This window comes from Nocardia sp. NPDC101769 (assembly GCF_044766925.1).
Taxonomy (GTDB): domain Bacteria; phylum Actinomycetota; class Actinomycetes; order Mycobacteriales; family Mycobacteriaceae; genus Nocardia.
Genome location: NZ_JBIWMX010000040.1, coordinates 22157 through 43337, shown reverse-complemented (window position 1 = coordinate 43337; position 21181 = coordinate 22157). Strand labels below are relative to the sequence as shown.

The 21181-nt window shown below is 65.8% G+C and carries 8 protein-coding genes and 1 pseudogene; 6 read left to right on the top strand and 3 right to left on the bottom strand.

Features of this window, described 5'->3' with window-relative positions:
- Nucleotides 1-74: 74 nt before the first annotated feature.
- Complete coding sequence (locus ACIRRA_RS39665; RefSeq protein WP_402779481.1) at nucleotides 75-767, bottom strand: hypothetical protein; 693 nt, start codon at nucleotides 765-767, stop codon at nucleotides 75-77.
- 679 nt (nucleotides 768-1446) lie between these two features.
- On the opposite strand from ACIRRA_RS39665, the gene ACIRRA_RS39660 reads away from it, so the two are divergent.
- The 5 genes from ACIRRA_RS39660 (at nucleotide 1447) to ACIRRA_RS39640 (ending at nucleotide 17651) form a co-directional block, all read left to right on the top strand.
- The gene (locus ACIRRA_RS39660) at nucleotides 1447-13698 is read left to right on the top strand and encodes an amino acid adenylation domain-containing protein (RefSeq protein WP_402779479.1); all 12252 of its coding nucleotides are present in this window, start codon (nucleotides 1447-1449) and stop codon (nucleotides 13696-13698) included.
- Between the two features lie 1295 nt (nucleotides 13699-14993).
- Nucleotides 14994-15314 (top strand): putative quinol monooxygenase, encoded by a 321-nt coding sequence (locus ACIRRA_RS39655; protein ID WP_402779477.1) that lies wholly within the window; start codon nucleotides 14994-14996, stop codon nucleotides 15312-15314.
- A 332-nt stretch (nucleotides 15315-15646) separates the two neighbouring features.
- Nucleotides 15647-16897, top strand: a complete 1251-nt coding sequence (locus ACIRRA_RS39650; RefSeq protein WP_402779475.1) for a helix-turn-helix domain-containing protein — start codon at nucleotides 15647-15649, stop codon at nucleotides 16895-16897.
- A 133-nt stretch (nucleotides 16898-17030) separates the two neighbouring features.
- Nucleotides 17031-17369 (top strand): hypothetical protein, encoded by a 339-nt coding sequence (locus ACIRRA_RS39645; RefSeq protein WP_402779473.1) that lies wholly within the window; start codon nucleotides 17031-17033, stop codon nucleotides 17367-17369.
- 48 nt (nucleotides 17370-17417) lie between these two features.
- Entirely contained in the window at nucleotides 17418-17651 is a 234-nt protein-coding gene (locus tag ACIRRA_RS39640; protein WP_402779471.1) for a DUF397 domain-containing protein, read from the top strand.
- 869 nt (nucleotides 17652-18520) lie between these two features.
- Here the strand turns inward: ACIRRA_RS39640 and ACIRRA_RS39635 are convergent.
- Together ACIRRA_RS39635 and ACIRRA_RS39630 are read right to left on the bottom strand one after the other, a co-directional pair.
- Nucleotides 18521-18775 (bottom strand): annotated as a pseudogene (locus ACIRRA_RS39635) (helix-turn-helix domain-containing protein); the annotation flags it as partial.
- 807 nt (nucleotides 18776-19582) lie between these two features.
- Nucleotides 19583-19936 (bottom strand): hypothetical protein, encoded by a 354-nt coding sequence (locus tag ACIRRA_RS39630; protein ID WP_402779469.1) that lies wholly within the window; start codon nucleotides 19934-19936, stop codon nucleotides 19583-19585.
- Between ACIRRA_RS39630 and ACIRRA_RS39625 the strand changes: the two genes are divergently transcribed.
- Nucleotides 19920-21137, top strand: a complete 1218-nt coding sequence (locus ACIRRA_RS39625) for a diguanylate cyclase domain-containing protein (protein ID WP_402779467.1) — start codon at nucleotides 19920-19922, stop codon at nucleotides 21135-21137. The genes ACIRRA_RS39630 and ACIRRA_RS39625 overlap by 17 nt on opposite strands.
- The last annotated feature ends 44 nt before the right edge of the window (nucleotides 21138-21181 follow it).

The window sequence follows — 21181 nt, the reverse complement described above, 5'->3', positions numbered from 1 at the left end:
TTCCGACAACTCTGTACAACGGGGTTCGAATAAATCGAATCCTCTTCGGGCACCCCTTTTCGGTGGCGCTCGAGTCAATTGCGAACTGCTATCTCTTTGTTGATGGTCTGCGCCAGTCGTTCAACGTGCCCCAGACGGACGTAGTTCGTCTCATTTGCACCCGTGAGAAGGTTCGCGGTGGTCATAAAATGCTCGGGGCGTCTTCCGTACCAAAGTCTCCGAGCCGCCGGATACCTCGCGAGCTGCTCTCTGATAGCAGCATCCACGAGGCGCCTCCTCCAATCGATCACGGCTTCATCGGTCGACAGGTCGAAATACTCGAACAGTTCGGGCACCATCCGCAACGAACTGCCGTCCACCAACGCAGTGGTGAGATCTCCGCGCGCAGCGGCCCAATACGCCGGCACCGCAGAGACTTCTCTCTCTCCCAGAATTCCGTAGCCACCGGGATCGTTTCCGACCACCTGCCCGCGCGGACGAAAGGGGTCGGAAACGAGTGCGCATGCCACTATCGGCGATCCGCCTCCGCCGAATTCTGCCGCCACATCTCCCACTATCGCGGCTCCGTGCGCATAGCCGACCAGAATCAGCGGGCGAGCGCTGCGATGGACTTCGCGCAGAACAGCGGCTTCGACAATCGATCGGCTACCTAGGCACCCCATCATCCGTGGATTGAAACGATCCCGGTCCAGTGCATCGGCGAAAGTATTCGTCACCGAATGGTATACCGATGTCCATCTAGCACCCAAGATGAGTACATCGATCATGAACCTCCGCCTGTGGTCTCCGAGAACTCGAAAAGCGCAGTCGTCGCAGTTCGGCAGCAATCTGATGCGGATAAACAAGATATTTGCATTTCAAAAACCGCGATACCCTCACGCCGTCCGATCGATATCCCACAGCCACACTGGACACATCATATGGCGACATCCGGCAAGCATCCATCCGCGCATTCCCACGTCTGGGAATACACGGGGCGCGTCTGTATTCGGTTCCTCGACTTCGCCGCCGGCAGACCCGGGCAAAGCCCCGGAGTGACAAACGACACAAAAACCGCGGGCACGGGGTACGGTGCGGCGCCGCCTCCCTCTTCGAGGATTTTGTCCAGAAGGCGGAGCCGCCTCGCGACGGCACAACCCTGTGCGATATCCGCATACGCACAGAGCTCTGCGGTGACGGCCGTCGGATGAAAACTAGCTCGTACCGTGCTCGAATCATTCGCGCGCGTCCCCAAACCTGGGAAGGGCGACGGCGTCCCGCAGCCCCCGCGACCAGGTCACCGACCAGCAGAGACCCCATTCTCCGCCGCAGCTCGCCGAGGAACGCCCCGCGAATCATTCCCACCAGAGGGAATAGTCGAAGTTGGCCGATTCACTACTTTCGTCAAGGCTCCACTGATCGCAGCGGGCCAGGACGTGAATCGCTGTCGAAGGGTTGAGTATTCGTATGCAGTCGGTGCGTCGTTCCCCGCGCGGCACCCGCCGCCGCACCCACTTCCTGTCATTCGCACAGGTGTTGACGGCGGCAATCGACTCACACGCCGATTCCATCGCACTGTGTTTCGACCCGACCGGAATGCCCGAGGATCAACGCGTCCTGACCTACCGGGAACTCGACGAAACATCCAACCGGCTGGCTCGGGAACTGATCGCGCGGGGAATAGGCCCGGGGGACATGGTCGCCGTCGGCATCCGGCGGTCGGTGGAATCGATACTGTCGGTCTGGGCGGTAGCCAAGACGGGCGCGGCTTACGTCCCCATCGATCCCGGCTATCCCGCCGACCGTATCGAGCACATCGTCACCGATTCCGGCGTCGTGCTCGGTCTCACGACCGGCACACATCGAGATTCCCTCGGCACACACATCGACTGGCTCGAACTCGACGACCCGGCCATCCGAGCGGCCGTGAACGCGCGTGCCGCACACGTCATTTCCTATCTCGATCAAAGTCGTCCGCTGCCCGGCCACGCCGCCTACGTGATCTACACCTCCGGTTCGACCGGCAAACCCAAAGGTGTGGTGATCACGCACTCCGGCATCGCCGCCATGGCGCTCGTCGGAGCCCGCTACCTGGTGACCAGCCGGTCACGGGTGCTGCACCTGAGCTCGCCCAGCTTCGACTTCTCGCTGATGGAGATGTTGTTCACCTTCGCGGTCGGCGCGACTTTGGTCATCGCCCCGCCCACCACATTCGGTGGTCCGGAACTGGCGGATCTGGTACGCAGGCAACACGTTTCGCACCTTCTCATCACTCCCGGCGCCTTGGAATCAGTCGATCCGATCGGGCTCGACGATGTCCGCGTCGTGGTGTGCGGCGGTGACCGCCTGGGCTCGGATCTGGTGTCGCGGTGGGCCACCGATGGCCGCAGAATGTTCAACGCCTACGGACCGACCGAAGCCACCGTCATGGTCACCACCGGGGAAATGCTGCCGGACCGACCGGTCACCGTGGGTTCGGAGATCGACGGCGCCGGCGCCTTCATCCTCGACGCGAGGCTGCGACCGGTCCCCGAGGGCGTCATCGGCGAGCTGTACCTGTCGGGCGCGGGTCTGGGCCGCGGCTATCTGAACCGGCCGGCCCTGACCGCGGAGAGATTTCTGGCCAACCCGTTCTGCGTCCCGGACAAAACGTCCGGCAGCCGGCTCTACCGGACCGGTGACCTGGTGCGCCGCGGCCCGGACGGCCTCATCGAGTACCTGGGCCGATCCGATTTCCAGGTCAAGATCCGTGGCCTGCGTATCGAACTCGGCGAGATCGACAGCGTCTTCACCGCGCACCCGGACGTGGCGTACGCCGTGACCCTGGGCACCACCCTGCCCTCGGGCGTCACCGGGTTGGTCGCCTATGTCCTACCCCGCGCGGGCACAGCGCTCGACTCGGGCGAGCTGTTGCGGTTCGCGGCGGAGTCTTTGCCCGCGTACATGATTCCCTCGGCGCTCGTCCTGATCGATGAGGTCCCGCTGACCCCGGTCGGCAAGCTGGACCGTAATGCGCTGCCGCAACCGATATTCGCCTCCCGGGAATTCCGCGCCCCCACCACTCCCGCCGAGGAAGCGATCGCGACCGTGTTCGCGGGGCTGCTCCTGCCGAACGGAAGCGACACCCGAATCGGACTCGACGACGACTTCTTCGAACTGGGCGGCAACTCACTGCTGGCAGCGCAAGCCACCGCCCGTATCGGAGACTCGCTCGGAGTCCGCGTCTCGGTGCAGTCGCTGTTCGAGGCCTCCTCCGTAGCCGGTCTGGCCGCCCTGATCGCCGAAACCGCGGGTGGCCGAGGAGGTTCCCGCCTGCAAGCGATGCCGCGCCCGCCGCAGATCCCGCTGTCCTACGCACAGCAGCGAATGTGGTTCCTCAATCGCTTCGACCCGGCGAGCGCGGTGGACAATATGCCCTTCGCCGTGCGCTTGAGTGGCCCGTTGCACGTCGACGCCCTCACCGGCGCAGTCCGTGACCTGGCACAACGCCACGAGGTGCTGCGAACCTTCTATCCCGAACTCGACGGCGTCGGGCGCCAGGAGATACTGCCGCTCAACGATTCACGTGCGGTGCCGACGGTCGCGGTCGACGATGTGAGCGAGAACGAACTGCCCGCACTCATCGCCGAGACAGCCATGGCCGCGTTCGATCTGACCGCCGCACCACCGATTCGACTGCGACTGCTGCGACTCGGCGCAACCGAACACGTCATGGTCTGCGTGGTTCACCACATCGCGGGCGACGGAATGTCGATTCTTCCGCTGACCCGTGATCTCATGACCGCCTACCTGGCCCGCACGCGTGTCACCACGCCGAACTGGGATCCCCTGCCGGTCCAATACGCCGACTACACACTGTGGCAGCGCGAGGCGCTCGGCTCGGAGGACGACGAGCAGTCCGTGCTCGCCCAGCAGATCGCCTACTGGCGCGAGCGGCTCGCCGGCCTACCCGATCAGCTCGACCTGCCCTCGGATCGGCCGCGACCGGCAAGGGCGTCCGGGCGCGGCGCCGCCTACGACTTCCACATCGACGCGGCACTGCACACCGCCCTGACGCGGATCGCACAGCAACACAATTCAACGCTGTTCATGGTCCTGCACGCCGCACTGGCGATAGTGCTGGCACGGCAGAGCGGCACGCGCGACATCGCCATCGGCACACCGATCGCCGGGCGCGGTGAAGCGGCACTCGACGATCTCATCGGAATGTTCGTCAACACCCTGGTGCTGCGCACCGAGGTGGACGGCGGGCAGGGCTTCACCGAACTCCTGGAGACGGTGCGCGCCAACGATATTCAAGCCTTCGGTCACGCCGACGTTCCCTTCGAACGACTGGTGGAAGTGCTCAACCCGCCGCGATCGCCCGCGCGGAATCCGCTGTTCCAGGTCATGCTGTCGTTCCAGAACATGGAAACCGGCACCCTGCAACTGCCAGACCTCACCATCTCCGGCGTCGATCTGCACACGCGCCTGGCCAAGATCGACCTCGATCTGACCGTGATGCCACACGACATCGACGGAGAACCCGCCGGAATGGCCGCGACCTTCATCTACGCGACCGATCTGTTCGACGAGGCCACCGTCGCCACACTGGCCGATCGACTGCGACGCACACTGGCCGCCGCCGCCCAGCAGCCGCAACGCCCACTCGGCGACCTCGACATGCTCAGCGACGACGAACGCCGGGCAATGCTGTTGGGCCGCAACGCTACCGCGCATGCACTCGCACCCGAGTTGCTGCTGGACGGCTACCGCAGGGCCGTCACCCGATATCCGACTCGAGTCGCGATCGCCTTCGAGGGCACGACCTTGACCTATGCGGAGTTCGCCGCCCAGGTCAATCGTTTGGCGCGCCTGCTGATCGCGCGCGGAGTGGGGGCAGAGTCCCTGGTAGGTCTCGCGATTCGCCGGTCACCGGATCTCGTCGTCGGCATGTACGCGATCCTCACCGCGGGCGGCGCGTGGGTGCCGCTGGATCCCGATCACCCCGCGGACCGAATCAGGCACATACTCGATAGCGCCCGACCCGCCTGCGTGCTGGCCACCACCGCCGACGCCGTCGACCTGCCTTCCGAAATCGATATCGTGCATACGGATACCGTTGCGCTGCACTCCTTCTCGGACACACCGGTCACGGCGAGCGAATTGCGTCGTCCGGTGCGGCCGGACAATCCGGCCTACGTCATCTTCACCTCCGGTTCGACCGGTCGCCCCAAGGGCGTGACAGTCAGCCACGGCGCCATCCACAACCAGATCAGCTGGATGCTCAGCGAATACCCGATGGGCCCTGACGACGCCTACTTCCAGAAGACCGCCACCACCTTCGACGTGTCGCTCTGGGGCTACTTCATGCCGCTGCGTACCGGCGCGAAACTGGTGATCGCCGACCACGACGGCCACCGCGACACCGAGTACCTGGCCAGTGTCATTGCCGCACAGAACATTACGGTCACCGATTTCGTACCGTCCATGCTCACCGTGTTCGCGGCCCACACTCGCCCGGGCAGTATTCCGACACTGCGCGACGTCTTCGTCATCGGCGAAGCACTGCCGCCGGAGACCGTCACCGCCGCGCGTGCATTGGGAACCGGCATCCGGGTACACAACCTCTACGGACCGACCGAGGCCGCCGTATCCATCACCTCCTGGCTTGCCGACGGAACCGATCGAACCAGCGTGCCGATCGGATTGCCGCAATGGAACAGCCAGATATATGTGCTCGACGCGCGCCTGCATCCCGTCGCGGCCGGAGTCCCCGGCGAACTGTACCTCGCCGGGGACCAACTGGCCCGCGGCTACCTGGGCCGCCCCGACCTCACCGCAGACCGCTTCCTCGCGAATCCGTTCGGGCCCAACGGTTCCCGCATGTACCGCACCGGCGATCTGGTGCGCTGGCGCGCCCCGGACACACAAGGGCCCGCACGACTCGAATACATCGGCCGCACCGACTTCCAGGTCAAGTTCCGTGGCCAGCGCATCGAGCTGGGCGAGATCGAAACCGCCCTGCTGGCACAACCCACAGTCTCACAGGCCGTGGCGCAGGTCGTGCCGACACCGCTCGGCGATCAACTGGTGGCCTACGCCGTGGCAACACCGGGCGCGATCATCGACCCGCGGGCGCTACTGGCTACCGTCGCCGACAGCCTGCCCACCTACATGATTCCATCCACCGTCGTGGCCATCGACGCCTTCCCGTTGAACACCAGCGGCAAACTCGACCGCAAGGCCCTGCCCGAACCGATCTTCGCCACCCGCGAATTCCGTGCTCCGGCAGGCGAGTCGGAGATCGCGGTGGCCCGCGTCTTCGCCGAGGTCCTCGGCCTCGAGCAGATCGGCGCCGACGACGATTTCTTCGCCCTCGGCGGCAACTCGCTGATGGCCGCCCGTCTTACCGCACGACTCGGCGAAGCACTCGGAACCCGGGTCGCGGTACGCGAGCTGTTCGACTCCTCGACCGTGGCGGCCCTCGCCGCACGGCTGGCGCAGGACACGCAAACCTCGGATCGCCCGCGCCTGCGGCCCATGGCCCGGCCCGATCGCGTGCCACTGTCGCTCGCGCAGCAACGGATCTGGGTGATCAACCAGATCGATCCCGCCTCCGCCGCCTACAACCTGCCATTCGCGATTCGCCTGACCGGGACACTGCATGTCCACGCGCTGCGACAGGCCGTACTCGACGTGCTCGAGCGGCACGAAGCGCTGCGCACTCGATTCCCGACAGCCGAAGCCCACCCCTTCCAAGACATCCTCTCCCCCGATGCGGTACTGCCACACGGGCTCGAGATCGTCACCGCCGGCGCCTCCTCGGTCACCCACCATGTCGTGGCGATGATGACCGCGGGCTTCGACGTCACCGCGTCCGCGCCACTGCGCGCCCGCCTGTACACCGACCCCGCGGCCGGAGAACACATCCTGGTCCTGGTCGTCCACCACATCATCGCCGACGGAGCCTCCCTGGCCCCGTTGGCACGAGATCTGGTGACCGCGTACATCGCACGCAGCCAGGGCAGCGCCCCGGCATGGACTCCACTCGCTGTCCAATACGCGGATTTCGCGCTGTGGCAACGATCGGTGATCGGACACGATGACGACGAGAACTCGATAGCCGCCGCACAATTGGCGTACTGGCGCGACCAACTGCGTGACCTCGACGACCAGCAGATGCCCACCGACCGGCCTCGGCCTCGCACACCGTCGCTGCGCGCCGACACCATCGATTTCACGATCCCCGAGGACGTGCACCGTGCGCTGGACGCCCTGGCCCGCGAGCATCGCGCGTCGCTGTTCATGGTGGTCCACGCCGCACTCGCGGTACTGCTGGCCCGGCTCTCCGGCGGCCGCGACATCATCATCGGCACACCGATCGCGGGCCGGGGCGAGCGCGCCCTCGACGACCTGATCGGCATGTTCGTCAACACCCTGGCGCTGCGGACCAGCGTCGAGGGCGACGCGGCGTTCGAGGATCTCATCGGCACTGTGCGCGAGACAGACCTATCGGCGTTCGCGCATGCCGACGTGCCGTTCGAACGAGTCGTCGAAGTCGCGGCACCCATCCGCGACACCGGGCGCCGGCCCCTGATCGAAGTCATGCTCGCGTTCGAGAATGTCGAACAGGCAAGTTTGGCGCTGCCCGGCCTGACCGTGGCGGCACTCGAAAGCGGTGAGCTCGCAGCCAAATTCGACCTCCAGGTCATGGTCGCGCCGCAGGTCGAAGCGGACGGCGGGATCGGTGAGATCACGATCGGGCTCGTCTACGCGACAGATCTGTTCGACGAACCGACCATCGCCGCATTCGGCCGACGCTTCGCACGCGTTCTGGCCGCAATCGCCACCGACCCTCGAATCACCGTGGGAACCATCGACATTCTCGACGACAGCGAACGTGCGCGTCTGCGCGCCGGGCGAACGCCGGTCGAGTCGGCCGCCCCGGTGGCCGCACCGCACGTGGCGACCTTGCCGGACCTGCTCGAGGCCGCCGTCGAGCAGAACCCCGACGGCACGGCACTCCTTTACGCCGACGCCGTCGAAACCCTGTCCACCATGGAGTATTTCGAACTCGACGAACTCTCCACACGCCTGGCACGACTGCTCATCGACAGCGGGATCGGCCCCGAAGATCGAGTCGCCCTGGCCATCACACGGTCCGTCGAGTCGGTGGTGGCGGTATGGGCGATCGCCAAGACCGGCGCAGCCTACGTGCCGGTGGATCCGAGGTACCCGAGCGAACGCATCACCTACATGCTGGCCGATTCGCGTGCGACCCGGGGCCTCACCGTGGGCGCCGTGCGTGCCGAACTGCCGGACACCCTGGACTGGCTGGTGATCGACAGCACCGAACTGGCCCGACGGCTCGACGGCTACCCGAGCGACCCGATCACCGACGCCGACCGTGTACGCCCGCTGCGGGCCGCTCACCCGGCCTACGTCATCTACACCTCCGGTTCCACCGGACGACCCAAGGGCGTAGTGGTCAGCCACGCGGGCCTCGCGGGCTTCTGCATGCAGCAGCGTGAACGCTACCGGGTCACCAATTCCTCGCGCACACTGCATTTCGCCTCGCCGTCCTTCGACGCCTCGGTCCTCGAGTTGCTGCTGGCCGTCGGCGCAGCGGCGACCATGGTGGTGGTCTCGACCGACATCTACGGCGGCGACGACTTGGCGGCGGTGCTACGCCGAGAGAAGGTGACCCATGCCTTCGTGACCCCGGCCGCGTTGGCGTCGCTGGATCCGACCGGACTGGACCGGCTGCGCGTGGTGGTGGCGGGTGGCGAACCCTGCCCGGCCGACCTCGTGCGACGCTGGGTGACACCGATTTCCGGACGGCGTACACGTGAGTTCTACAACGGTTACGGTCCGACCGAGACCACGATCGTGACCAATATCAGCAAGGCGCTGGCCCCCGGAAATCCGGTGACCATCGGCGCGCCGATACACGGAGTGGCCGAATACATCCTCGATAGCCGGCTCGCCCCCGTCCCCGACGGGGTGATGGGCGAGTTGTACATCGCCGGTCCACCACTCGCGCGTGGTTACGCGGACCGTCCCGCCCTGACCGCCTCACGTTTCGTAGCCAACCCGTTCGGAACCGCTGGATCGCTGCTGTACCGCACCGGCGACCTCGTGCGCTGGACCGGCGACGACATCGAATACCTGGGACGCAACGATTTCCAGGTCAAGATCCGAGGATTCCGCATCGAACTGGGCGAAATCGACACGCTGCTCATGGCTTATGACGGCGTGGACTTCGCGGCGACCCTCGGCCACCAGCTCGACAACGATGCGACAATCCTGGCTGCCTACGTTCACGCCGCACCAGGCGCGAAGCTGGATGTCGAGGCGCTGCACGACTACGCCGCCGATCGATTGCCCGCGCACATGGTGCCGAGCGCGATCACGCTCCTCGAGTCGATTCCATTGACCCCGACCGGCAAACTGGATCGCCACGCGTTGCCGAAACCTGCCCTGCGGGCCAAGGAGTTCCGTGCCCCGACCGGGGAACTCGAGACATTGGTCGCGAAGATCTACGGCGAACTGCTCGGTATCGAAAACCCGATCGGTGCCGACGACGATTTCTTCGACCTAGGCGGCAACTCCCTCATCGCCACCCAGGTGACGGCCAGGATCGGTGCGGCGATCTCGACGCACGTGCCGGTGATTCTGCTGTTCGAGGCCTCCACGGTATCCGGATTCGCGGCTCGGCTGCCCGAGCGTGACCTCGACCGGCGTCACTCTCTGGCGGCTGTCCCACGGCCGCACCACATTCCGCTCTCTCCCGCACAGCAGCGGATGTGGCTGCTCAATCAGTTCGATCCGGCCTCGACCGCCTACAACATCCCGCTCGCGGTACGGCTTTCCGGTGCACTCGACACACACGCGTTGCAGGCCGCGATCACCGATGTCATCGCCCGCCACGAAATTCTGCGCACCATCTACCCGCGAGCCCACGATGCGACAGCTCTACCGGCACAGATGATTCTGTCGGTAGAGCAGTCCGCCGTGGAAATCGAGGACCATGCGATCGTCGCGGCAGACATCGTCGCGGCGGTATCCGCGTTCATGACCGGCACCAGCTTCGACGTCACCGTCGAGGTGCCGGTGCGGATCGCACTGTTCGAGATCGCCGACAGCGACACCGCGGAGTTCGTGCTGGCCTTGGTGATTCACCACATCGCCGGCGACGGCGCCTCCATCGCCCCCCTCACCCGCGACCTGATGATCGCCTACGCCGCCCGCGCACACGGACACGCGCCCGAATGGGAACCGCTACCGGTGCAGTACGCGGACTACACACTCTGGCAACACACCCTGCTCGGGTCGGAATCCGATCCCGATTCCGTTGCCGCACACCAGATCGCGTACTGGAAGACCGCCCTTGCCGAGCTTCCCGAACAGCTCGAGCTTCCCACCGATCGCCCGCGGCCACCGACTCAATCCTTCGCCGGCGACAAGGCCGCGATCAGCATCGACGCCGAAACACACACTCGCCTGGCAGCTCTGGCGCGGGCCCACAACATGACTTTGTTCATGGTGGTCCACACCGCCCTGGCGGTGTTGCTGGCACGCCTGGCGAACGCTTCGGATATCGCCATCGGCACGCCGATGGCGATCCGCGGTGACGCCCAGTTGGACGACATGATCGGAATGTTCGTCAACACCCTCGTCTTCCGAACTCAGGTAGACGCGGGGTCCTCCTTCGCCGAACTGCTCGCGCGGCAACGCGAGACCGATCTCGCGGCCTTCGCCAACGCCGACGTGCCGTTCGAACGGCTCGTCGAGGTCCTCGATCCGCCGCGCTCAGCCGCTCGCCACCCGTTGTTCCAAGTCGGCCTGTCCTTCCAGAATCTGGCTCGCACCAGCCTCGAACTTCCAGGACTCGCCGTCTCCGCCGTCGACTTCGATCTGGAAGTCTCCCAATTCGACCTGCACTGGATCCTGGAGGACAACTACCTCGAGGACGGCCACCCGGCGGGAATCGACGGGACACTCACCTTCGCGACGGCACTGTTCGATCGGGCCACCGCCCAGGGGTTCGTCGCGCGATTCATCCGGTTGCTGACCGCCCTCACCACCGATCCCGCTGTGCCGGTCGGCGACGTCGAACTGCTCGACGACGACGAGCGCGACCGCTTGATCGACCAGTGGAACTCGACCACCCGGCAGACCATCGCCCCGACAACCCTGCCGGAGCTGCTGGCGGCCTCCGTCGCACGAACCCCCCATGCGCCGGCGCTGATCTCGGGCGACCTCCGGCTCAGCTACGCGGAGCTGGATGAACGTGTCAACCGCCTCGCACGACACCTGATTTCCCTGGGGGTCGGTCCCGAACAGCGGGTCGTGCTGGCTTTGCCTCGCTCGATGAACCTGGTCGTCGCCATGTACGCGGTCTCGGTCGCAGGTGGAGCCTACGTACCAGTGGACCCGAATCAGCCGCCCGATCGCATCCGCCACATCCTAGAATCGACCGCGCCGATCAGTGTGCTGACAAACGCCGACGCGAATTTTCAGACCGCAATCGCGCCGCTCGTACGACTCGACGAACTGACCCTCGACAATGTCAGCGCAGCCCCTGTCCTCGATTCCGAACGCACAGCACCACTGCGCGCCGCGAACACCGCGTATGTCATCTTCACCTCCGGTTCCACCGGCCGCCCCAAGGGTGTGGCGTTGCCGCATGGTGCGGTGGTGAACCAGTTGCTGTGGAAGGTCACCGAATTCGGCCTCGACCCGGCGGATGCGGTGCTGCTCAAGACCGCCGCCACCTTCGATCTGTCGGTCTGGGAGTTCTGGTCCGCCGCCGCCTGCGGTGGCCGCATGGTCATCGCCGCGCCGGACGGCCACAAGGACCCGGCGTATCTGAACGAGCTCATGGCCCGCGAATGGGTGACCACCCTGCACGTGGTGCCGTCCATGCTGGACGCGCTGCTCACCGACGGGCTGCCGGATTCGCTGTGGCGCATCCTGGCCATCGGTGAGGCGCTGCCCGGCCCGCTGGCGCAGCGCGTGCTGCGGGAGCGGCCGCGCACCGAGCTGTTCAACCTGTACGGCCCGACCGAGGCCGCGGTGTCGGTCACCAACCACCGGGTCACCGTCCGCGACGAGCTGTCGGTGTCCATCGGCTCGCCCGAGTGGAACTCCCAGGTGTACGTGCTGGATTCGCGTCTGCGGCCGGTGCCGGTGGGCGTGTCCGGCGAGCTGTACCTGGCCGGCGCGCAGCTGGCGCGCGGCTACTACGGCCGTCCGGACCTCACCTCCGACCGATTCGTGGCGAACCCGCTCGCCGGCAACGGTTCCCGCATGTACCGCACCGGTGACCTGGTGGCCTGGCAGGAGAGCGGCGAGCTGGAGTACCGGGGCCGCACCGACTTCCAGGTGAAGATCCGCGGCTTCCGCATCGAGCTCGGCGATATCGAATCCGCGCTGCTGCGCCTGGATTCCGTCGCCTCGGCGGCCGTGGTCGCGCACACCGATCCGGTCCTCGGCGACCGCCTGGTGGCCTACATCGTGGGCAGCGACGGCGAGCCCGACAAGCAGCAGCTGCAGTCGGCGCTGGCCGCCGAACTGCCGTCGTACATGATCCCGTCAGTCTTCATGCCGCTGACCGCGTTGCCGCTCAACGCCAACGGCAAGCTGGACCGTAAGGAACTGCCCACCCCTCTACCAGCGGTACACGCCTTCCGTGAACCGGTCACCACCCGGGAACGGGCGGTCTGTACGGTATTCGCCGAGGTGCTCGGTGCCCAACGAATTGGCCTGGACGACAACTTCTTCGAACACGGAGGCAATTCACTGAGCGCGACTCGATTGGCGAATCTTGTCGGCCACGCGCTCGGACACCGAGTTCCCGTCATGCTGGTGTTCACCACGCCCACCCCCGCCGGCCTGATCTCCGCAGTAGCCGATGAGCACACCGGCAGTGCGGCATTCGACGTACTGCTGCCGCTGCGGACCACCGGCTCCGCGCAACCTCTGTTCTGTGTGCACCCGATCGGTGGCATCGCCTGGTCGTTCGCGGGTCTGGCCGCACACCTCGACCGTGACCGGCCGCTGTACGGATTGCAGTCTCCGGCCTTGCGCGGCGACGAGCCTCTTCCCAACTCGATCGAGGACTGGGCCCGCCGCTATGTGAAAGAGATCCGAACCGTCCAACCGACAGGTCCTTATCATCTGCTCGGCTGGTCGCTCGGCGGCGTCATCGCACACGCCATGGCGGTACAGCTACAGGAAGAGGGCGCGGAGGTCGCCTTGCTCGCCATGCTGGACAGCCACCACGAAACCACCGGTCGCGCTTCTGTATCCGTACGAAGAGTAGTCCCACTCGCAGAGCTGCTGGGCGGTCTGCTCGGCGACGTGGCCGCCAACCTGCCCGACCTGGACTCCACACCGGAGCGACTGGCCCAACAACTCGCCGTACTCGGAGAACCGTTCGCTTCTTTCGGCGCCGACCGCATCGCGGCCGCAATCGACAACGCAGCCCGATCAACCCAACTCGTAGGCAGCTACCACGCTCGCACATTCCACGGCGACCTGATGTATTTCACTGCCGCACAAGGCCTCTCGCCAGAAATTCAGGGAGCCATGACGTGGATCGATGTCATCGATGGACACATTAACGACGCCCAGGTAGATGCCACCCACTGGAGCATGACCGGCGACAAGGCACTCGGACAAATCGCGGACGTGCTCGCGAAAATCTTGACTACGCCGACGACTGCTGAGTGAGTCCCAACACCGCCGCCACGATCAGGGCGATGAACATCAGGGCGGGGACCATGACGCGGACACTATCGTGAGCACCACGCCACCTACCTGCAGCTCTACCCGGAGATAGACGCTCCCCCACTCGCCGAAGGTGCGCCATGATCAGTCGCTCCCGCCGAGCAAGCCCGGATCGCCGCCGAACGCCGACGTGACAGGATCCTGTAGAGAGCCAGCCCGCCCCGGTCGGGCGCGTCGAGCCCAGGGACGCTACGGGATTCGCCGCGCGAGGATCCGCGCGCGACGCCGTTCGGAGGGACGGCCGTAGGCCAGATACAACGCGATCTGCACCCGTGCGTTACGCCAACGCTCGGCCGCATCGGCTGGACGTGGCTACAGCTCAACGACTTTCGAGTCTTCGCCCCTGAACGATTGGGCACGCCACGCCACAGACTGGTTCCTGGCTGGCGATTTCCCGGACCGGCGGGATTGGCAAAGGATTCGGGGGTTCCCGCCGACCGTCGAGCGTTCTCGTGCTCGGCTGCTTCCATGGCTGGGAGAAGCGCCGATCAAGGGCCGCAAGAGCGGGCGACCCTCGGGCTCCGAAGCATGAGTGCCACCCGATAGCCCATCGACGACATCAGCGGTTGCGGTTGCTGGGACAAGCCCCGAAACCCACCCGCGACACTACGAGCGGAACCCGGTGGCGGATAGCCCTTTCCAAGCGGCAGGCACGCCACGTCGGTCAAGCTGCACGCGACGTCACAGTTCATTGTCTACGTGTTAACTCGATACCCGGGTCATGATGGAGGAGTGTCCGGCGGGCATTCGCACGCACCATCGCGCCACCAGCCGCACCACGGGCAGGAGACCGGCAGCGCGAGGAACTCCCCGGAGTCAAGCCATTGGTTGGGCACCCGGCCCGGGGTGTGCACGAAGGGCGGTTCGGGGGCGTCAACGAGGATGATTACCCCATGTCCACGTGGGTACAAGCCCGTACAGGAACGTTTGCTACCTGGAACTCTGCATATTCGTGGACACCGTTGAACGGGCTTGTACGGAAGGGATTGTGACATTCTGTTACATCCTCAGCGCCCGGTGCGGGGTACTCGAATTCGAGTACCCCTGCCTTGTCCCGGATGCGGTTGCCCTACCCTGCGTTGTCGAGGTAGTCGGCGATGTCCTCCGCGCTCCAGCCGCTCGGCGCCCCGACCACGACCGTGTTGGTGTGCGGATCGGTCAGGAAGTAGAAGCCGCGACTCTTGGTGAGCCCGAAGCCCTTTCGGCGGGCCGCACGGCGAAGTGAACGATCGTCCGTGATGACGAACTCATTGATCGCTCTTGTCGTCCGCTTCAACTTCGCCGATGCTGCCGCGGTCGAGGGTTTCGACGCCCTGGTTGCCGAGACCGTCGAGCAGATCCGCGAGCGCGAGCCCGGAACGCTGGTGTATGCCACGCACACTGTCGAGGGTGAGCCGCTCGCCCGGGTCTTCTATGAGGTGTACGCGTCACGTGATGCGTTCGACGCGCACGAGCAGCAGCCGCACACGCTCCGGTTCCTCGCCGAGCGTGAAAAGTTCGTCGACAGCTTCCGCGTCGAGTTCCTCACCCCGGGCGCCGCGAAAGGCATGCCCGCCTGAGAGGTGTGCGTCGGTTCGTCCAAATTGGACGAGCCGAGGCCCCCGGGCCTACAGGGCATGGGTGATGCCGCACCAGGACGCGAACCCGGCCACCGTGTCCGTGCGCCGCGACTCCGCCCCCGCCCGTGAGTCGGATACGTTGGCGCTGCCCTGGCGGCTGTCCCCGCGCCGAGGTCCGATCCAACCGAGAACAGTGAGAAGCCGTCACTAGGTGGCGACCAGGTGACGGCTTCTATGCGCCTATGAGTGTGGTGGCGCAATTCTCGATGGTACGCCCGCTCGATCCCTCCGAACCCCTGGTTGAGCCGACCGAACGGTCGTAGCGTGGACACATGAGTGTGGTGGACACAGGGGGTAGTGGCGTGCCCCCGAACGAACTCGGACGCCGACTGCGCGAAATCCGTGCTTGGCGTGGCCAATCCCTCGAAGTGACCGCAGGACTCGCCGGCATATCGTTCGGCTACCTCGGCAAGCTCGAGCGGGGAGAGAAGACGCTCGACAACCGGCGCACGGTCGAGGCCCTGGCGAATGCGCTACGGGTCGCACCGTCGGAGTTCAACGGACAGCCATGGGAGAACAGCGGTGCCGCGCCCGAGTCCTACGCCGGGCTGGTAGCCATCGAAAGTGCCCTGGAGATCTGCGAACTCGGCGAGGACCCCGGCGGCAACCTTCGCGAATGGCCAGAGATCGCGGCGGACCTGGCGGCCGTCGAGTTGCTGCGCGAGGCCACCGACTACCCGGCGGTGTGTGCGCTGGCGCCGCAACTGTTCCACGAACTGCACGCGGCATACGTGCGCCGGCCCGCGTGGCGCACCGACGTCCTGATCGGCCTTATCCGCTGCTATTACGTGCTCGCCGAGACAGCGAAAAGGCTTGCGGTGCGCGGACTTCCGATCATGATGGTGAAGGCAGCGCAGGCGTGCGCCGAGGAACTCGAGGATCCCGCGTGGCTTGGGTTCGCGGTGTGGCTGCGCGGCAGCATATCCGGCAGCGTGTCTCGGCCGCAGCAGTACCAGCGTGCCGTCGCCACCGCCGACCGGATCGCGCCGAGCCTGAACAACCACGACGTGATCCAGGCGTACGGCATGCTGAACCTGTCCGCTGCCCTGGCTGCGGCCGTGCAGGGTGACCGGTCCACTGCCGACACTCACCTCACCGAAGCCGCGGACGTCGCCCGGCGCATGGACACCGACACAGGGCAGTTCGCTCGACTGTGGTTCGGGCGCACCAACGTTGACATCTGGCGGTCCTCGATCGGCATGGAGCTCGGCGACGGCGTAGCCGCTGTGGAACTGGTGGCAGACGTCCCGGTGGAGTCGATCCCGTCGGCGTCGCGGCGTGCGAATTTCTGGTCCGAGGCGGGCCGCACGCTGCTGGCCGAGCCATCGCGGCGAGCCCAAGGGACAGAATTGCTTGTCAGGGCCGAGGCGACTGCTCCGCAACAGACTCGAAGCGATCTGTTCGTCCGTGAAGCAGTCGCCAACCAGCTGCGAACGGCCAGTCGGGGCGTCGGCGGCCGGGAGCTGCGCGGCCTTGCGTACAGGCTCGGCATAGCCCCCGAACACGGCTCTCGGTCGTACTGATTCCTCGTTTGTCCCTGTGGGACAAACCGTGACGGCTTCCGCTCATAGCGTCGAGGTTGGCCCCACCCCCGAGGAAAGCTCGTAGCCATTGGCCCTCGGTGGTGGCGGCTCTCCACCGAGCAGGGGGCTACCGATGCGAGCGAAACCGACCGCGCTGGGGTGGCTCGACATCGAAGTGAGCACCGCGCCGGAATGGGACCAAGCGCAGATGCGCCGTCTCGCACGCCATCTCGGGTATGTGGTCGAGATGGCATCGGAGGTCTCACTGATCCCGCTCGTCGATATCGTGCGCTCTGCCGACGCGGATGCGCTGATCGTGCCCAGCCCAGACCATCTCGACCCGCTGATGTTGAACGCGCTGCTGTCCGTGGCTGATGTGGAGACCGTGTTACCGCGGTTGTCGTTCGCACGGTGGAACCCGGCCATGGGCGCAGTGACCGTCCCAGACCACCGGCCCAACAGGGACCGGTGAACCGATGGCGGTGTCCGCACCGCCCGAACCGACAGGGAGACACCCGAAATGACCGACACCTTTGCCCCCAACGCCGCCGCGCTGGCGTTGCGCGTGCCGTTCCGCAAGGCCACCGCGTCCAACCCGTCCGGCAACTGCGTCGAGGTCGGCGAACTGAACGATGGCCGGGTCGCGGTCCGTCACTCCGGCGCCCCGAGCGGTGGCGCGATCCTGTACACGCCTGGCGAGTGGGATGCGTTCTGTGACGGCGTGCGCGCTGGGGAGTTCAGCCGGTCGGCGTGAGCTGGCACGCGATCGGTTGGGCCGTGGTCGTGGGCCTGCCGGTGACTGTGATCGTGTGGGCGGCGTGGCCGCGGCGTGACCGGTCGATGTGATACGGGTGCCCATCTGTCCGCGAGAGAGGCGCGGACAGATGGGCACTTCGTATTGTCACCCGGCGTCCAAGACGCGCGACGGCTTCACCGGCACCATGCGGTCGATCACCGACGGACACCCGACCAGTAGCGGATAGCGATCTCCTCACCATCGGCCCGCCGCTCGGCACCGTACCCATCCGATACCCTTGGCGCATATGGCACCTGATTAGCTGCGCACAGAGACGATCGCTGACGAATCACTCGATCCTGTCTGGAAGCTCGACCTCACGAATCGAAACATCGAAGTCGACCCCCGAAACCGCACATTGCGCGATCTCACCACGGGGGAGACGCTTGCTCTAGAAGGTTGGATCACAAGGGCCACGACGCATCCGACGATGACGGTGGAATTCGACGTACGGGTGCGCGCTGCCGAGCCCCCCGCCCTCGGAGACTGGACCGAGGTGGCCGATAGCTGATGCCGCAGATGGGAGCCCGCCAGCAGTCATAGTGGCGGGCTCCCTCGCCACCTCAGTGCTTATTCGTACACCCCCCGCTCCGGATGATTCCAGGCTTCGTCTGTCGTGAGGTGCGACCCAGCGCAGGCGGGCATCCCTTCTGGCCGACCGTCGCGCCCGTACCATGGGAACTTCCCTGCGGGCGTCAAGGTCCAGTGGTGCTCGCAAATGCTGCACTACTCTGCGGGTTGGCCGTCAATTTGCATGGTGCCGAGAATCCCACGCCGATCACAGTTTTCGCATCCCATGGCGTACGGGACTCCGCCCCGGCCGGGACTCACCCCACAGTCGGGACTGCGGAGACGTTCGCGGTGAGCGTCCCCTCCCCTGTCGCATGGGCGGGCCGCGATCGGATGTAGGAGTAGACGGTCTCGCGGGAGACCCCGAACGCCTTGGCAAGGGCGGCCTTGGACTCGCCGGCCTCGGCACGCTGGCGCAACTGCTCGGCCTGCTCGTCGGTCAGCGTGCGGCCGGTGTAGGCGCCTCGTTTCTTCGCCGCGCCGATGCCTTCGCGCCGGCGCTCGAGGATGATTCGGTCGGTGTCACCGTGCGCGGCCGCGGCGGCGGCCAACTGTGGGATCGCGGTTATCGGGGTCGGGATCGCGCGGGGCCGCGTGCGAGCACCGGCCGGGCCCGTCGTGGTGACGGTGTCCTCGGGCTCGCCGACGTCGCCGAGCCCTGCACACGCACCACATGCATCGCTCCAAGGAACGCCCCGCGAATCCTTCCCACCAGAGGGAATAGTCGAAGTTGGCCGATTCACTACTCTTTTCCTCGCGAACCCCCTCGCGGATGTACTCGCCCCAGACGGCTGGCTGGCCCAGGGCCGGGATGATACTCGTCTACGCGATTACCCAACGCGCTTTCCTGCGCGGTATCGCCACCACAGATCTCGGCGGACATTAGCCCCCGCCCGAGGACTCCCCGACAGATTCCAGATCAACTCTCCCACAAGGAAGTTCAAGGAGACTTGAACATGCTTCACCCTGTGTGCGCCCGACTCGCACTCTCCATTGCCGCACCAGCTCTCGCTGTGGCAAGCCTGCACGTCGGCAATTCACCCGAATCGACCACCGACGTCGCCCGGGGACCACTCACCTGTCAGGAAGGGTTCTGCCAAGGTTCCACCGGTTCGGACGACACATTCTGGCCGTGGCTCATGCTCTTCCCCACCGGCAGCGGCCAGGCATCCGTGACCTCGGCCGAAGCCCTATGATGCGGTGCCAGCCAAACGATCTCGCCGAATCGGCGGATCGTCCGCCGCCGCGGCGAGGCGTTGGCCTACGAGTGCGAGTTACGGGGAGGGCTTCCATCCATGGGCAGTGAGTACACGTCGGCGCTAGAGATCGGGATCGAGAGAATGCGCGCCGAGCACAGCGCGCTGTTGCGGGATGGGCGGCTGTGGTCGTTGCGTGAGCTGTTCAGCACGCCCGATTGCGATATCGCGGAGTACTGCCGAGACTTTCGGCCGAATCGGTTCGGTGAGCAGCACGGGATCGACCCTCGCCACAACCTGCCGCTCGCCGGGATCATCACCACCGACGTCGAATCGCTGGACACCGAACGGGTGGCTCACGCCCGCGAGCAGGCGCAGCGCGAAACCTACGAAGTCTCCTTGAACTTCCTTGTGGGAGAGTTGATCTGGAATCTGTCGGGGAGTCCTCGGGCGGGGGCTAATGTCCGCCGAGCTCACCACCGAGCTGAACCGCGAAGATTTCGATGCGGAGGTTGGCGCGCGAGTGGGTGCGGCACTGGTGGACGCCAAACTGACGAGTCTGCCGGTGCTGTCCGTGTCCGCACGGATGCTCAGCGGATTGACCGAATATTGCCGCAGGCCCGACGCGGCATCGAGGTTGGCGGTCCTGCTGGCAGCGTTCGGGCGAGGCTATGGTGCGGCGCTGCATCAGGCGCAATGCCGAGGCCGGTTGTCCGTCGAGGCCGCGATGGGTAACGCACGGCGCGCCGCGGAGGAACGGTTCAAGGTGGTGTTCGACAACGCGGCGGTCGCCATCGCGGTCGGTGACACCACGGGACGTCTGATCGATGCCAACCGCGGGCTCGCCGAGATGATCGGTGTACCGATCGATCGGCTCCGCGGTGCGTCCGTCTACGATTTCGCGCACCCTGATGACCGGGACGCGATCGAGGCGCTGGTCTACGAGAAGCTCGTGCCGACCGGTGAGGGCACGGTCAAACTGGAGCAGCGCATCCAACGCGCCGACGGCAGTTACGGCTGGGCCTCGTTCGCCATCACTTTCGTCAAAGGCACCGACGGCCGAGCCGATTACCTCCTCGCAGTCGGGGAAGACGTCACCGAGCAACACGAGATGCAGGATGAACTTCAGCGGCAGGCCCGCCATGATCCGCTTACCTCGCTGCCCAATCGACGTCACCTCGTCGAGCAGCTCGACGTGATGATCGCCCAGGCGGGCGACGACGATCAACTCGGGTTGTGCTTCCTCGATCTGGACGGCTTCAAGCAGGTCAACGACCACTACGGCCACGGCGTGGGTGACCGACTGCTCAGCGCCGTCGCCGACCGATTCCGCCAGGGCACACGCGATCCCGGACTCTTCATAGCTCGAATCGGTGGCGACGAATTCGTCGCTCTGATTCCGAAAGCCGACGCCGCACAACTCGCCGCGGTCTCCGACACCCTGCTGGCGACACTGTCGGAGCCGATCATCGTCGGCGACAACATGTTACGGGTGTCCGCCAGCATCGGGACCGTGCTCTGGCCGGTGGTCGGTGCGGACGCCGAAACGCTTCTCGACGCAGCCGACACCGCCCTGTTCCGCGCGAAGGCCGCCGGAAAGAACCGCTGGGTCCTGCACTCGCACGAAGTGCGCGCCGACGCACTCGCGACCCACCCCGACCAGAAAACGAGAGGCTGACCCATGCCGCGCGGTCACCCACCTGGTCAGCGAAGTCGCCATCA

What these genes read in the sequence shown, in the direction of transcription:
- ACIRRA_RS39645 (WP_402779473.1), top strand. Translation starts at nt 17,031, where the DNA reads ATGCGAGCGAAACCGACCGCGCTGGGGTGGCTCGACATCGAAGTGAGC.
- ACIRRA_RS39650 (WP_402779475.1), top strand. Translation starts at nt 15,647, where the DNA reads ATGAGTGTGGTGGACACAGGGGGTAGTGGCGTGCCCCCGAACGAACTC.
- ACIRRA_RS39640 (WP_402779471.1), top strand. Translation starts at nt 17,418, where the DNA reads ATGACCGACACCTTTGCCCCCAACGCCGCCGCGCTGGCGTTGCGCGTG.
- ACIRRA_RS39655 (WP_402779477.1), top strand. Translation starts at nt 14,994, where the DNA reads ATGACGAACTCATTGATCGCTCTTGTCGTCCGCTTCAACTTCGCCGAT.
- ACIRRA_RS39660 (WP_402779479.1), top strand. Translation starts at nt 1,447, where the DNA reads ATGCAGTCGGTGCGTCGTTCCCCGCGCGGCACCCGCCGCCGCACCCAC.
- ACIRRA_RS39625 (WP_402779467.1), top strand. Translation starts at nt 19,920, where the DNA reads ATGTCCGCCGAGCTCACCACCGAGCTGAACCGCGAAGATTTCGATGCG.
- ACIRRA_RS39665 (WP_402779481.1), bottom strand. Translation starts at nt 767, where the DNA reads ATGATCGATGTACTCATCTTGGGTGCTAGATGGACATCGGTATACCAT.